This is a genomic window from Stenomitos frigidus ULC18, from assembly GCF_003003795.1.
Classification (GTDB): domain Bacteria; phylum Cyanobacteriota; class Cyanobacteriia; order Leptolyngbyales; family Leptolyngbyaceae; genus Stenomitos; species Stenomitos frigidus_A.
Window position 1 is genome coordinate 21,607 of the sequence record NZ_PVWK01000148.1, and the last position, 14,364, is coordinate 35,970.

Genomic DNA, 14,364 nt, shown 5'->3' on the forward strand with positions numbered 1-14,364 from the left:
AATTTTCTTGTGAACTACGATAGAAGCCTACGGTTTGTTTGGTTGCGTACCCACCCTTGCCCTGAGTCCATATGGACATGAAGCTGATCAATATCGGTTTTGGTAATATCGTCTCTGCAAACAGGGTGATCGCTATCGTGAGCCCAGAATCTGCTCCCATCAAGCGTATCATCACTGATGCGCGAGATAGCAAGCAGTTAATTGATGCAACGTATGGTCGTCGCACACGGGCAGTGATCATTACTGACTCCGGACATGTTATTCTGTCAGCCATTCAACCGGAAACAGTGGCGAATCGATTCGTTATCAGCAAAGACGGACAGAGTGATGCGTAAGCAGCTTTAAGCGCTGACTAAGCAGCTGTCTTTGCTCAAACTTGTTGGTTGTGTTGCCAGAAGGGGCTTCCTTAGTTAAAGATGAAGAATAAGGTAAAGAATTATTAATACCGCGTTGTTGTAACACAGCTTTATTGTTGAGCATCGTCATTATTACTGAGAGTAGGAAGCGGACATGGGCGCATTAATTGTTTTAACGGGGCCAAGCGGAGTCGGAAAAGGCACACTGCTGCGATCGCTGATTCAGCGCCATTCAGAGCTTTACCTTTCGATATCAGTGACAACGCGATCGCCTCGACCGGGAGAGGTAGATGGCAAAAACTACTATTTTGTCTCCCGTAGTGCCTTTGAACGTATGGTTGCGAACGGTGAATTGTTGGAGTGGGCAGAGTTCGCCGGAAACCTCTATGGTACGCCCCGCCAAGCGGTTGAAGAGCACATCCGCGATGGCAGACGCATCATTTTAGAAATTGAGTTGCAAGGGGCACGCCAAATTCGCAAAAATTTCCCCGATGCCCTCCAGATCTTTATCTTGCCGCCATCTCTCCTTGAACTGGAATACCGCATACGGAGTCGAGCACAGGATAGCGAGGAAGCGATTACACGTCGCTTGCAACGCGCACGCACCGAAATCGCTGCTGCCGATGAATTCGATATTTGCATTGTCAACGATGACTTTGCCAAAGCGCTAGACCGGATCGAAACAACCCTCTTTGCCGCCGCCGCTTGTTAGCCTTACTGAGGATGTCGATGACGTCAGCGCCAACAACTTTCCTACGCGCTGCTCAAAGATTGCTGCTGGAATCGCTCCAGCGGTCATCTATGCATTGATCAGGTCATTGATCAGGTCACTGCACTAAAGGCTAAAGATCAGCAGTAAAACGGCTGCAAAAACTGCACCAGCCGTACCGCCGAATAGAAAGCCGCGAGCAAGTTCTTGCCAACCGTGAGGTGTACTTAAGTCAGTTGGTGGGTGCGGTGTTGTTAAGGTTGCGATCGGGGGTGGCGGTGCGCTGAGAGCATAGGCTAAGAGCGCAAGCGTCGCAATTACGACTACGCCGATCGCGGCAAGCAGACCTGCAAGGAGGGCTAGAGACGTATCGCGTAGGGGACCCAGCGCCACAAACGGCCCGACCAACCAAAAGCCGTGGGAGAGACCCACTTGCAGCCCTCTTTGAAAGGAAGAGACCCCCGGACGATAGGCAGGCAACTGATTGATAAACCACCGGGTCAGTTGCGAACTATTAATGGGAGTGGCTAAATTGCCTTCCTGTGGGTCGCCAGCCGCATAGGCAAATTTGGGCGCTATTGATGGTAGTGCCGTTTGTTTGGGTTTGTCTGCGGCTGGGCTCTGACTCATTTGGCTTTGTACTCCCTTGCCAGATGGATGATTAGACTCGCTGACTGCCATAAAGCTCCTACCTGCATGATTGAATCCTCCACGATTTGGCTGCTAAACACCTTCAACATAGACGTTGATGCGTGGCACTCTCTTCGAATTCCAGACAAATTCTAGTCCAAAGCCGATCGACTATGTGTGCCTGTAAAGCATTTTCTGCGCTGTTTAAGGTGGTCGGTCTACCTGTAAAAAGCTCGCTGGATTCGTCAGGTAAGACCGATTGACGCCTCAAGGGTCATCAAGACAAGCTAACAACGACAGAGGGGTGCGATCGCTGACGATCGTACCCCTCTGTCGTTGTGAATTTCATTTAAGGCGCAATCGCCTGATCCAACTGACTTAAGGCATTGGATGAAATAACAAATCGGGAAAAAAGCGATTGAACTCAATGAGAATACCGGCTGTAAATACCAACCAAGCGGTCAGGATTACAGGAGCAGTCGAAAGATACTTGAGGAAATACGTCATAAAGTGTTCTCCTGAAAAGACTGAATTGACCTTAGGTTTTGGACGATCGCTCAATTAAAGCGACTAGCGCCAAAGAGTTTAAACGACTAGCGCCAAAGAGGAAATGCGTTGGCGTGCATAGCCCAGAAGCGCCAGTCCAAAGTCCAAAGCCCAAACCGCGAACCCAAGCTATAGAAACAAGGGACTACTAACGAACCGAAACAGTAATTTCGTCATCTTTTGCTGTCAGTTCACCAGTGGTGAACTCTTTGATCGCCGCTAGGGGCCAAGCAAAGCCAGAAAGCGCAAACTTGAGCGCCAAGGGGACGTTAATGATGATCTCATCTTGTTCAGGATTCGATCCCTTCTTAATTGCCTGAAGGTAAGCACGGCCAACCCAGCCGATCCAACCCGCAATGTAGAGGAAAAGAATACTTGGAATCGCAAACTCGCCAGCGTGAGCCGCTGTTGGGTCAACAACCAGGTGAGGAAGACCTTCTTCACCGCACAGAACGCCAGAATTGGCATAGAAGTCAAAACGTTGCTTGGCCGTCGCGCTGATCGAGTCTTTCGCTCGCTGCGCAAAGGCGGCTGAATCTTTACAAGGTGTTAGGTTGGAGGCACTGGCTGGAGGGATGGAGACAAACCCGAACCAGAGCATAACGACGAGCACTAGAGCAAACAACCGTTGCATGGAATTGTTTCCCTTTTTTTTAATTACAAAACACAGGAGGCAAAAGGCAAAAATTTTCGTACAAACCGCTTAGTCAAACAGTTTAGAGGTCTTGCAACGGTCGGTTCACTAAATTAGCATCGTACCGTTTGAAACGACCCCTGTTGCAGTCTAAGGTACAAGAGGCAGTTCATACCTTCAAAAAGGTACCAGCAAATGGCGACGGTTTTGGCAGTTGAAACAAGTTGTGACGAAACAGCGGTGGCGATCGTAAATAATCGTCAAGTTTTGAGTAGCATTGTTGCGTCACAGATTGCGGTTCACAAATCTTATGGTGGGATTGTGCCAGAGGTGGCATCGCGTCAGCATGTGGAGTATGTGAATCTTGCGATCGCGCAGGCACTCCAGGACGCAAAACTTGACTGGAAAAGCATTGATGGGATCGGCGTCACATGTGCTCCCGGTTTGGTCGGTGCACTGTTGGTCGGTTTAACCGCAGCCAAAACGCTGTCCCTGCTCTATCAAAAACCGCTCATTGGCGTGCACCACCTAGAAGGGCACATCTATGCGTCTTACCTGACGGCTGCTGATCTGCAACCGCCGTTTCTATGCCTGTTGGTATCTGGTGGTCACACCAGCTTGATTTACGTCAAAGATTGCGGTCACTACGAAACGTTGGGGCACACTCGCGATGACGCAGCTGGCGAAGCGTTTGATAAAGTGGCGCGGTTGATGCATCTGGGCTATCCAGGTGGCCCTGTGATCGATCGCTTGGCACAGCAAGGCAACCCCAAAGCCTTTGCCTTACCTGAAGGGCAAGTATCGTTACCAACCGGTGGCTTTCACCGCTACGACTCCAGCTTTAGTGGCTTAAAAACAGCCGTTCTACGTCTAACCCAAAAGCTCCAGGAGGAAACCGGGACGCTGCCTGTAGAAGATCTAGCCGCCAGCTTTCAGGAAGCCGTTGCTAAAGCGTTGACCAAACGCGCGATCGCCTGCGCGCTTGATTACGGGCTGAATACAATTGTTGTGGGTGGTGGCGTTGCTGCTAACAGTGGGTTACGGCAACACCTCCAAACCGCTGCGCAAGCTCATAACCTGCGCGTCCTCTTTCCCCCGCTCAAATTTTGCACTGACAACGCTGCCATGATTGCCTGTGCCGCTGCCGACCATCTCGATCGCGGTCACACCTCACCGTTAACGCTGGGAGCCCAATCACGTATGCCCATCAGCGATGTCATGCAGCTCTACACCCACGCTTGATAGGAGTCAGGAGCCAGGAAAGTTTTGAGTTTTGAGTTGATTGAGCGGTCAGCTATCAGCGGTCAGCTTTCTTCTGACAAGGGGCTTGGCATTCGGGTAAAAGCGCTTACCGTAGCCGAAGGCAACCCTGCCGAATGCTAAGCCCTTACCGTGAGGATGACCGATGTTATTTAATCCACGCTCCTAATAACCAACAACCCCTTTAGCCTTTAGCCTTTCTGCCCTCATCCCTCCAGGTAGGGAAATCCGCATCTGCAAGTAAGACAAACCTCTCAGTACAATCAAAAACAACTAGCTACTTCTCATTGGCTTCGCTCTACGTCTGCCATCAACCTGTTGAGATCAATCTGCTGAGATATTTGGAGTATTACCATGACGACCGTTCTCGAAAAGGGCAATATCAGTATTCATACTGAGAATATTTTCCCCATCATTAAGAAATGGCTTTACTCAGACCACGAAATCTTTCTAAGAGAGCTGGTCTCTAACGCCGTTGATGCGATTCAAAAGCTCAAAATGGTGTCCTATTCGGGTGAGCTTTCTGGAGAGATTGGCGATCCTGAAATTGTGATCACGATCGACAAGGCACAGAAAACCTTGGCAATCACTGATACAGGCATCGGCATGACGGCTGATGAAGTGAAGCAATATATCAACCAGGTTGCTTTCTCTAGTGCCGAAGAGTTTGTCGAAAAATATAAAGCTGCCGGAGACCAGCAAATCATTGGTCACTTTGGGTTGGGCTTTTACTCGTCTTTTATGGTGGCGCAGCGGGTGTATATTGACACCCTTTCTTATAAGTCAGAAGCCAAACCCGTTCATTGGTCATGTGATGGTTCTACCGAATTTGAACTGAGTGAATCGACCCGTAGCGATCGCGGTACCACCGTGACCCTCCTTCTTCAGGACGAAGAACAGGAATATCTGGAGCCTTACCGCATTCGGCAGTTGATCAAGACCTACTGCGACTTCCTACCTGTACCGATCAAGCTAGAAGTCAAAGAAGCGGCCCCGGAAGCCACTGCTCCAGAAGCCACAACAGAAGCGGTTTCTGACGCGACCACCGAAGCTCCAGCAGAAACCAAAGTTCCCGAAATTAAAGCGCCTGAACAGATCAACCGCCAGAAAGCGCCCTGGAAAGAAGCGCCTAGCTCGTTGTCGTCCGAAGACTATCTGGAGTTCTATCGCTATCTCTATCCGTACCAGGAAGAGCCGCTATTGTGGGTACACCTCAACACCGACTATCCGTTCGTTGTCAACGGCATTCTCTACTTCCCGAAGCTTAAGCCCGACGTTGACACCACCAAAGGTCAAATCAAACTCTTCTGTAACCAGGTCTTTGTCAGCGATAACTGCGAAGAAGTCATTCCCAAGTTTCTGCTGCCGTTGCGCGGCGTGATTGACAGCGTGGATATTCCGCTGAACGTCTCCCGCAGCTTTTTGCAGAACGATCGCACCGTGCGTCGCATCGCGGACTACATTGCCAAAAAAGTGGGCGATCGGCTCAAAGAGCTTTACCGCGACAACCGCGATGAGTACGTTCGTTGCTGGCAAGACCTTGGCACCTTTGTCAAATTTGGCTCCATCAACGACGACAAGTTCAAGAAGCAGGTAGAGGATATTCTTATCTACCGCACGACCGCAAAGTTGAGTGAGGTGAGAGGTGAGAGGCGTGAGGTGAGTGAGCCGAAAATTGAGGTTCAATCTGCTGATGGTGATGCGTGGCAAGACGTTAATGCTCCCACTGCTGACTCCATATCTGACCCCTCACCTCTTACCCCTCTCTCCTCACCTCCTTACACCACGCTCAAAGAATATCTGGAGCGCAACAAGGAGCATCATCCTAATCGCGTCTTTTACTGTACCGACGAAGTGGCTCAAACAACCTATGTGGAGCTTCACAAGCAGCAAGGTTTAGAAGTCCTGTTTATGGACTCTTTCATCGATAGTCACTTTGTCAGCTTCCTAGAGCGTGAACATCCGGATGTGAAGTTTTCGCGGGTCGATGCTGATCTGGACGACACGTTGATCGACAAAGACAAACCGGCTGACATTGTTGACCCCGCTACGAATCAAACCCGTAGCGATCGCATCAAAGAGTTGTTCCAGAAAGCGCTCAACAAGCCCAAGCTGACCATCCGCACAGAAGCACTGAAGTCCAGCGATGCGAAGGGCGTGCCGCCAGCCATGGTGCTACTGCCAGAGCATTTACGACGGATGCAAGAGATGACCGCGCTCATGCAACAGCAGGCCGTACAGTTTCCCGAAGAACACATTCTTTTGGTCAACACCTCGCACCCGCTCATCCAAAATCTGGTGAGCCTCAGCCAGGGAGCCATCATTCAAAGTGAAGGACAATCCCCTTCGGCTGAACTTGCCAATATGATTTGTCATCACGTTTATGACCTGGCGCTGATGGCACAAAAAGGCTTTGACGCTGAAGGGATGCAAGCCTTTGTCGAGCGATCGAACGCAGTGTTAACCCGGTTAACCGATCGCGCATCATGAGCGATGGCATTTGAGGGCTGAGGGATGACGTTCTGAGTTCATTGCGTCTGATTCTTGACGCCTCACCCCCTCACTTGAAAATTCTCCTACAACTACCGATTTTTCAGGTAGTTGTATACAATAGTATGCTGGTTACATATTGCGCAGGCGCACACCCCGGAGATTGCTATGGCTCGTCGATGTCAACTCACTGGCAAAAAGGCAAATAATGCCTTTGCCATTTCTCACTCCCACCGTCGGACGAAGAAACTGCAAGAAGTCAATTTGCAGTGGAAGCGCGTCTGGTGGGCTGAAGGCAACCGCTGGGTCAAGCTGCGGCTTTCTACGAAAGCGATCAAAACCCTTGAGCATAAGAGCCTTGCTGTCTTTGCAAAAGAAGCAGGCATCAATCTGAATCATTTCTAGGATTCAGTGGGCTATCTACAATGAGCACTGTTCGTCAAGAACATGTAAAAAGTATCGGGCGATCTCCGTGGGTCGCCCGATTGTTGCTTTTATAAAATCTTCTCAAAGAATAATTGGATTGATCGGAATCTTGATTGGTGATCAAAAAGCGGTCAAAAAATGTTTGGCCGGCATGATCGCTTCAAGGGGGCAGATGGGTACTATTGATACATCTCTTCGTGCTGAGTCGGTGAAGTTTTCGTGAAGCGGCAACGTACAACACACCTCCTGCAAGGCTCCATCCCTTACTGTGACAGACAGAAAATGTGGCTCGCAAAATTGATCTCCTTGCTTCAGTACACTTGCTTTACCGCTCCGTTAATTTGCTGACTTTGTCATCTCTCCTCGTTTTCTCGAACTCGTGTCTTCCCGGTTGATTACAGACTCTTTGAACTGTTACATAGTGAACATCTGCATCAGAAATTTGTGAGTGTTTAACAAAGAAATTGTCATTACCCTTGCAGAGCGCCCTTGCTTTGCCTTGTGTAGTGCCCGTTTGATCACTCTGTGAGTTCAGTCCAATCTCTCGCGTAGTCGCAGGAAGCAGCTATCATGTCAGACCGTAAACTAGCCAAGGCTGTCCAATCCCTTTTTAGGCAGGTTGCCCGTCTCTCCCGCAATCTGAGTCGGGCACTCGTTGGGTGGCTGCTGCGAACTGCCTTGATTGCCAACCGTAGAACTCGATCGACGTCAGGCTTTGTGTTGCCAACCACCGTGTTGCTCATCCTAATTGTGTCGTTGACCGCGGGTGCCCTGAGTTATCGCGCCTTTAACACCAGCACGCGCACGATTAATGAAACGCAAAACCGCGTGATTTACAATGCGGCAACCCCTGCGATCGATCGTGCCCGTGCCAAAATTGAGTTCCTCTTCGACTCCACGAAAGACACCCGTTTCCCTGGTGGTGTGCCGTCGTCAGATTTTCTAGTGTCGATGCTGCTCAATGACGGCACTACAACAATTAATGGTCAAAAAGCAGGGCAACTGCTTCTTGGCGGTAACGACCCCTACACGTTGCCCGATGAGAAGACGTGGGGGGCAGCTAATGGTTCTGCGACCGGACGGCTCGATAGCAATGGTGACACCAAGCCTGATAACGCCTGGGGTTTTCGGGCGGATACCGATGGCGATGGCAGCGATGATGCCACGATCGTCTACTCGATCGCCTTCTCAATTCCACCCAACACGGGCACTGGTAGTAACATTACGCAGGGTTGGCAGCGGCTGGTTGCCCTCAGTGATTCCGATAAGGCAAAAGGTATTGCTGGCAGTGACCCGCGATCGCCTGTTCCTTTCGCCCGTACGGGGCCACTGAGCAATTCTCCTAGTGCGGCTGGGTGCCGAGGCTCTAGCAGCGGTGGTTCTAGCGTGGAGCAAGGCTGGTATCAAGACACCAGCAACACCGCCGTTTTGCGTCGAAACTTCCAGGTGGATGCGTTTGTACTGCCTGACAGTGCGACCAAAGCTGGCAGTACGACTAATCTTGCCACTCTGGAGTTTCAGCAAGACCGGGTGTTGAACCGGGGCAACAAGTGGGGAGCCTGGTTCCGCAACGACTTGGAGATCTTCCCGGGCCCGCCCTTCCAGTGGAATGGGGCAATGCATACTGAGGGCAACCTGATTGTTGGTAACAACAGCTTCAGTGCTTACCTGATCAGTTCGCCGTACTCTTGCTTGTGGTACGAGTCCTCATCCGAGATTACAGTCACTGATGTCACCCCTACTGTCAACAACGGGCAAGATTTTCAGGGGCAGGTGATTAGCGGCTTGGTCGGTGCCAATAGCTATGGCGGCAGCAGCCTGGTTTACATCTGGAACCAGAACTTTAATCCAGCGACTAATCAGCAAACGCTCAATTCTGGTAGTGATTCGGTTAATGGCAGTAGCGCTCCGTTTGACCTTTCTATTGACCCGTTGGGGATTCAAACGAACAACAGCTATAAGCCAAGAGTGGGTACGAACAACCGCAATGCTCGTCGGGCTGCTTACGATACCAGCACGCTGAAAAGCCGGATCTTTAACCGCCCAGAGTCTGCGCCTTATGTTGATGACACGTATCGAGCAGACGATCGCTATGGGCCTAAGCAGAAGTATAGCGACCAGGTACAGATTCCCAGCGGTAAGAAAATCGGTGACCTGATTGCCGCTACTGATAACGTTTCGACTACGGCCACAACGACTATTCCAGCTGATCCTGCTTTAACAGCGCAGGATGACCCGAATGCTAAGGCGGGTGACACGCCCAATCTGGGTCTGGATGGTTATTGGGAACGGCGCGCTCGCTTCCAGGGGCTGCGCGTACTGGTGGGTCAGCGGTTGGAATTGGGCAATACTTATGGCTGGGTTACACCTCAAGATCGACCAGCGGCAGTTACCACTGACACTGCGGAACAGACATATCTTCAGACGACAGCACCTGCACCCACAGTCGTTAATGGCACTACGACGATCGGTGATGGTATCTACACCCAACTGCGTAATAGCACGTACGCCACTTCTACAGACCCCAACTTAATTGATCCGGATAAGAGCGACAATGAAGGCGATCCACTATACCCGCCTCATTCTGCCACCATTACCCATGAAGCCCGTCAGCGTCGGGCGCTCCGTGATAACCTGGCAGCGGTTCAAAGCACGGCTGTGTACCACGCTGCGGTTGATAAAGACTACCCGGTTGCCTGCATGGCGAGCGTGGTGCATCCTGGATCGCCGTTGACGCTACAGCAGTCACTGAACTTCGTGCCGACGGTGTTTGTCGATAGCACGGCAACGGGTACGAACCCTGCGAATAACGCCAGTCCGAGCACGATCGATACTGCGCTCTTGACAGACTTCTTCAACGGCCGTGGCACCGATGGCTGGGAGTTTGATTCTCCAGGTGGCAATAAGTCAGATTTTATTCGTGATATTGCCGATGCCACCAGCCCGCTACGGATTGGGCTGCAAAACCTGGCTCAGTTCGCAGGTGACCACGTTAGTGATGCTAAAACGGGAGCCTTTCCGCCTACGCAAGAAGCAGGCCAAATTCATCCCGACCCAGAGTTTGCCATGTGGGGGAACTTCTCCAACCTGCGGCGGACGCTGGCACAGCTCAACGCGGTTGGCTACGACAAACTCAGCATTGCTGACAAAACCTATTTACATACAGCAGGCTGCACGCTGGGCATGCTGGCATACAACATCGATACCGTCCAGAAATTTGACCCCACTAACTTCAAAAACGATATTGTCCGTCCTGGTCAAGGTTCGCCGATCGTCACCACGTTGGTGGGCGACCTGTACAAGCTGATGGATGGCACCGTCGATGAAGCGGCTGGCAACTTTGAAGTCTTGCCGAAGGGACGACTGGCAACCTATGGCTACAACCCAAGTGCGACGACAGTTGATCCGGCTTCTTATGATGCACGCGACTACGATCGTGTGCCAGCAGAAGCCTATCTCGGCAAACTGCGAGAGTACATTGCAGCTACTAACTCCAGTATCAACCCGAATAACGACCCCCGTTACCGTCTAGCAGAGCAGATTTTCACCTATTTTCAGATCCGACGCGATCGCACCTTTGGCTTCCGCCCGTCTCCTGCTGCCAACACCTGGAACTATAACCCTTACGTTGCGCTGATCCAGGGCAAAGTTAATCTGTGGTCGTCTGCTTGTGACCCCAACGTTTTTGCCATCAATGATCCGGTTGGTAAGCTGACGGGTGAAGCAGGCGTGTTTGCCTACGCTGCACCTATTACTGCAGGCTCAACTACTTCCAAGTTCGAAGTTGACCCAACCGTCAGCATTTCGAGGCTAGCGCTATCTCGGCTCTGTGGCACAGTGATCTCTCCGGGCGCCGTGCGAGACTATCCTGGCGATCAAGGTTTTCCAGCACGCAATGGTGACTCTACTACGCCAAACTCTCCAGCCGCAGTTACGAAGTTCGTTCCTAAGAACTCAACGAACACCTATTCTCAAAGCACCCCGACTACTACTGGATCGACCGCGTTTGCACTTCAAGCCCCAGGAACAGGCCTTAATGATCCTGCAAAACCCTACACGGCTTCTTCATCGAACGACAATGGTTATCCATATTTAGCTGCATCAGTAGCGCCAAAGTGGCCGTCCTTGTACTACCTCTTTCCAGAAGTGCAACACAGTCATCTGGGCGCTGTTGAAGACTTTGGCTCGGTGACTCCTGGTGTAGGGGGGTTGCCAGGCACCATCGTTCCTGCTGATGGGGTTGGCCTTGCTAACAAGCGAGACAACAACGGTACTACAGGCTTCAACTGGGAGGATGATGTTGACCATCGTCAGCCAACAGGACAGCTTCCCTATCCGCTGGTTGGTTCTACCGACCCAACCCCCGTCGCCGCAAATGCTAGCAACATCTTACCAGCTGCCTTTCAACCGTGGGCAGAGCCCTACATCACTGACGCTTATATAAGCACCGTTAATGCATCAGTCATTTACAAGCCTGTTGATACGCTCACGGCTCCTGCTATTCCGGCTGGCAGGGATATTGGTTATGTGGTGAAAGATATTGATATCACAGCTAGTGGCGACCAGCCTATTAGCTTCAAAGATCCCAAATCAACTGCGACCCTAAGTTACTCCTACAAGACGTTTGGCAATCCGCTTGCTGACACCTCGGTAACAAGGCTTGCTCTTAAGCCCCGAAAACTGCCGACGGGCTTTAACAATCCCTTCTCAATTACGAATAACAACACCTGGCAACTGCCTGTCTCGCTTCTATCGAGCGTTTCGGTCGTCGCGCAAAATACGCCGCCGAACCGGATTACGGCACCCAACGCTACGGCTGTGACAGGCGTGACGGCGGTGATTCCGTTCCTCGACCGGGCGTTGTTCAACGGGCGAGAATGGATGCCTGCACGGGTCACAGATGTTGACCTGGGTATGTTGCGTCGTACGAAAGTCAACGCTACGGTAAACCTTTCGTCATTGCCTGTGACGGATGCCAGCGATGTCTGGTTGCCCCTTAGCGGCATTGTGTATGCCTTCCGTGAAGACGCAGTGCGAGAAGATGCCATCAATCGCCCGGCAGCTGGTACCTTTACCAATACCACCAACCCCGCTTCACAAACTGATCCAGCGGTCATTGCCAATACGCTCATCTCAGTGAAGCAAGTTGATGGTGTGCCTGACCCCGATCGTCGTCCATACGGCTTCCGCTTACGGAATGGTTCGCAGCTCAAACGTCATGCCGGCACCAACGTTCCAGCTCAAGATAATATTCGGGGGCTCTCCTTCTTCACGGATAACCCGCTCTACATCATGGGGAACTTTAATCTCCATCAGGATGGCTCAGACGACACGGTTGGTAATCGGCTAGAAGAGTTTAAGGAGCAGTTGCCAAACGGCAACTACAACGAGACCGAGTTCTACGGTCGGCAAAATCGTGAAAATAACTTCGCCGATCGTGATGGCGATCGCTGGAGACCTTCTGAAATCCTGGCAGACGCCATTTCAATTATTTCCGACACATTCTGCGACGGTAGTGCGCTCGACACATTTATGACGGCGGGCACTTCGAGCAATGCGACGCTTGGCACTGCTACCTACGAGGGTCGCACCAGAACTGATTCCGGCGTTAACTTTCCTGCAGGTTTCTTTCCCTATCGGGCAAGTGCAGGTAACAGTGGCGGTGCTAGCGTTTACACCACTACTAACAGCGCTCTCTATGGACGAGGCTGTACCAATAATGGTGTCACCAGCTTCCTGAACCAGAATCGTCCCAGTGTCGATCTCCCCGGTGGTGGAGCTGGTAACTGGGGCTGGCTGCGGGAGAATCCCTACGATATCTTCTCGCCCATCAAAGTTTCGCGTAATGGGGATGGGCTGGCGTTGCAATCGCAGGTGAACGCACGAGCGGCAAATACAGGAGAAGGTCTGCTCAAGCAGAAGCCCCTGGCGCCCATTCCATACTCCAGTGCTCCTGTTAACGGCACTTATTACAACATCGCCAATGACACTCGGACTAGACAGGTTGCCGAAAACACTCGTGTCAACACGATTGTGATCAGTGGGTTGATTCCTTCAAAGAATGGGCAGTCCTACGGTGGGTTGCACAATTTCCCTCGTTTTCTGGAAGACTGGGATCGCCTCTGGTTTGCGGGTTCCTTCTTGCAGCTTAGCTTTAGCAACTATGCCACTTCACCGTTTGACCAGCAGGTTTGGGAGCCTGGCTCGACACCAACCGCCGGGAATGAGCGGATTACGTACTACAGTCCACCTGCTCGGCTTTGGGGCTATGATGTCGCCTTGCAGAAGTCTCCAGCGGGGCCAGCAGCGGCACGCTTTGTCACCGCAACGAAGGATCGCAACGAGTTCTATCAGGAACCCGCCGCGAATGATCCTTACATTCGGAACCTTTGCATTGCATTGCCTGATAGTCTCTTCCCTGATGCGAAGTGCCCATCCTAATTCCGTCGTCTACCCTTCTTGGAGCATCGTGCCATGAGAGTAAGTTCAACCCGGTCTGCCAGTGAGCCTACTGAGCGATCGCTACCAAAAATGGCACCCAAATGGGCGTTGTCGCTTTTGCTTGCTGATCGCAAACGGCTAACAACAGGTGGCCTCCGTCGATCGCGGCAATCAGAATACGGTCTCACGATTATTGAATGTCTGGTGGCGATCGTGGTCATTTCGCTGACGGTGGTCGCGATCACACCACCCATCATGCTTGCTACTGCCAGTCGCATCCAGTCTCGTAAGGTCGAAAAGGCAAACCAGGTAGCCCAAGGCGAGATCGATCGGGTTCGCCTACTGGTTGAACGAGGCTCGTATCAGCTTTCCGACTTGCCTGGGACAGCGGGCGCTATTAATGGGGCGACCACGATTAGTTCGTTTGGTGCGGCCACAGGTAGCCCAACTGGTGGTCCACTGTATTCTACGGCTTCCTGTTCTACTTATCCAACTGTGGCGGCATCGGTGACGACCCTTATTCGCGTCGATGTCGATGGCGATTGTAAACCAGAGTATGTGATGCAGGTTTTTCGGACACCAGGCTACGCTCCTACTAGCCCTGCCATTACAGCAACGACAGTACCCTTTTCCTTTGAGATGGGGGTAAGAGTTTACGCTTATTACGAAGGGCAGACCTTCATCCCATTGGACACCACCAAAGCATCCATGCGGATGGGCACGGGGCCACTGGATCTGGCTGGCGGCAAGCGACGGCCGATGGCAGTTCTCTACTCTAAAATGGCGCGTAACGATTCCAGCCGATCCCTTGGTCAGCTTTGCATCCAGAATGCGGGCACAACTGGGCAAACTTGTAATTATTGATTTTCATC

At 51.6% G+C, this 14,364-nt stretch carries 11 protein-coding genes; 8 read left to right on the top strand and 3 right to left on the bottom strand.

Annotated elements, in window-relative coordinates; genetic code table 11:
* Positions 1-77: 77 nt before the first annotated feature.
* Both remA and gmk read left to right on the top strand, forming a co-directional pair.
* The gene (gene remA, locus C7B82_RS27435; RefSeq protein ID WP_425443675.1) at positions 78-335 is read left to right on the top strand and encodes an extracellular matrix/biofilm regulator RemA; all 258 of its coding nucleotides are present in this window, start codon (positions 78-80) and stop codon (positions 333-335) included.
* A gap of 175 nt (positions 336-510) precedes the next feature.
* Entirely contained in the window at positions 511-1,068 is a 558-nt protein-coding gene (gene gmk / locus C7B82_RS27440; RefSeq protein ID WP_106260076.1) for a guanylate kinase, read from the top strand.
* Positions 1,069-1,191: 123 nt separating this feature from the next.
* Here the strand turns inward: gmk and C7B82_RS27445 are convergent, their stop codons facing one another.
* The 3 genes from C7B82_RS27445 to C7B82_RS27455 form a co-directional block, all read right to left on the bottom strand.
* Entirely contained in the window at positions 1,192-1,746 is a 555-nt protein-coding gene (locus tag C7B82_RS27445) for a photosystem I reaction center subunit XI (protein ID WP_245940124.1), read from the bottom strand.
* 327 nt (positions 1,747-2,073) lie between these two features.
* Positions 2,074-2,202, bottom strand: a complete 129-nt coding sequence (psaJ, locus tag C7B82_RS27450) for a photosystem I reaction center subunit IX (protein ID WP_106260079.1) — start codon at positions 2,200-2,202, stop codon at positions 2,074-2,076.
* 187 nt (positions 2,203-2,389) lie between these two features.
* On the bottom strand, positions 2,390-2,875 hold the full coding sequence (locus C7B82_RS27455) for a Photosystem I reaction center subunit III (protein WP_106260081.1): 486 nt from the start codon (positions 2,873-2,875) through the stop codon (positions 2,390-2,392).
* Positions 2,876-3,070: 195 nt separating this feature from the next.
* Here C7B82_RS27455 and tsaD point away from each other — a divergent pair, with 195 nt between their 5' ends.
* From tsaD to C7B82_RS27480, 6 genes are all read left to right on the top strand, one after another.
* Entirely contained in the window at positions 3,071-4,117 is a 1,047-nt protein-coding gene (gene tsaD, locus C7B82_RS27460; protein WP_106260083.1) for a tRNA (adenosine(37)-N6)-threonylcarbamoyltransferase complex transferase subunit TsaD, read from the top strand.
* Between the two features lie 372 nt (positions 4,118-4,489).
* Positions 4,490-6,625 carry a molecular chaperone HtpG gene (gene htpG, locus C7B82_RS27465; RefSeq protein ID WP_106260085.1) on the top strand — a complete coding sequence of 712 codons (2,136 nt, stop codon included), beginning with the start codon at positions 4,490-4,492 and terminating at the stop codon, positions 6,623-6,625.
* A 168-nt stretch (positions 6,626-6,793) separates the two neighbouring features.
* The gene (rpmB, locus tag C7B82_RS27470; RefSeq protein WP_106260086.1) at positions 6,794-7,030 is read left to right on the top strand and encodes a 50S ribosomal protein L28; all 237 of its coding nucleotides are present in this window, start codon (positions 6,794-6,796) and stop codon (positions 7,028-7,030) included.
* Positions 7,031-7,097: 67 nt separating this feature from the next.
* Complete coding sequence (locus C7B82_RS33410) at positions 7,098-7,274, top strand: hypothetical protein (RefSeq protein ID WP_219904728.1); 177 nt, start codon at positions 7,098-7,100, stop codon at positions 7,272-7,274.
* Positions 7,275-7,621: 347 nt separating this feature from the next.
* Positions 7,622-13,492, top strand: a complete 5,871-nt coding sequence (gene hpsA, locus C7B82_RS27475; protein WP_106260088.1) for a hormogonium polysaccharide biosynthesis protein HpsA — start codon at positions 7,622-7,624, stop codon at positions 13,490-13,492.
* Positions 13,493-13,525: 33 nt separating this feature from the next.
* Positions 13,526-14,356, top strand: a complete 831-nt coding sequence (locus C7B82_RS27480; protein WP_146141288.1) for a type IV pilus modification PilV family protein — start codon at positions 13,526-13,528, stop codon at positions 14,354-14,356.
* Positions 14,357-14,364: the final 8 nt, after the last annotated feature.

What these genes read in the sequence shown, in the direction of transcription:
- remA (WP_425443675.1), top strand. Translation starts at nt 78, where the DNA reads ATGAAGCTGATCAATATCGGTTTTGGTAATATCGTCTCTGCAAACAGG.
- gmk (WP_106260076.1), top strand. Translation starts at nt 511, where the DNA reads ATGGGCGCATTAATTGTTTTAACGGGGCCAAGCGGAGTCGGAAAAGGC.
- C7B82_RS27445 (WP_245940124.1), bottom strand. Translation starts at nt 1,746, where the DNA reads ATGGCAGTCAGCGAGTCTAATCATCCATCTGGCAAGGGAGTACAAAGC.
- psaJ (WP_106260079.1), bottom strand. Translation starts at nt 2,202, where the DNA reads ATGACGTATTTCCTCAAGTATCTTTCGACTGCTCCTGTAATCCTGACC.
- C7B82_RS27455 (WP_106260081.1), bottom strand. Translation starts at nt 2,875, where the DNA reads ATGCAACGGTTGTTTGCTCTAGTGCTCGTCGTTATGCTCTGGTTCGGG.
- tsaD (WP_106260083.1), top strand. Translation starts at nt 3,071, where the DNA reads ATGGCGACGGTTTTGGCAGTTGAAACAAGTTGTGACGAAACAGCGGTG.
- htpG (WP_106260085.1), top strand. Translation starts at nt 4,490, where the DNA reads ATGACGACCGTTCTCGAAAAGGGCAATATCAGTATTCATACTGAGAAT.
- rpmB (WP_106260086.1), top strand. Translation starts at nt 6,794, where the DNA reads ATGGCTCGTCGATGTCAACTCACTGGCAAAAAGGCAAATAATGCCTTT.
- hpsA (WP_106260088.1), top strand. Translation starts at nt 7,622, where the DNA reads ATGTCAGACCGTAAACTAGCCAAGGCTGTCCAATCCCTTTTTAGGCAG.
- C7B82_RS27480 (WP_146141288.1), top strand. Translation starts at nt 13,526, where the DNA reads ATGAGAGTAAGTTCAACCCGGTCTGCCAGTGAGCCTACTGAGCGATCG.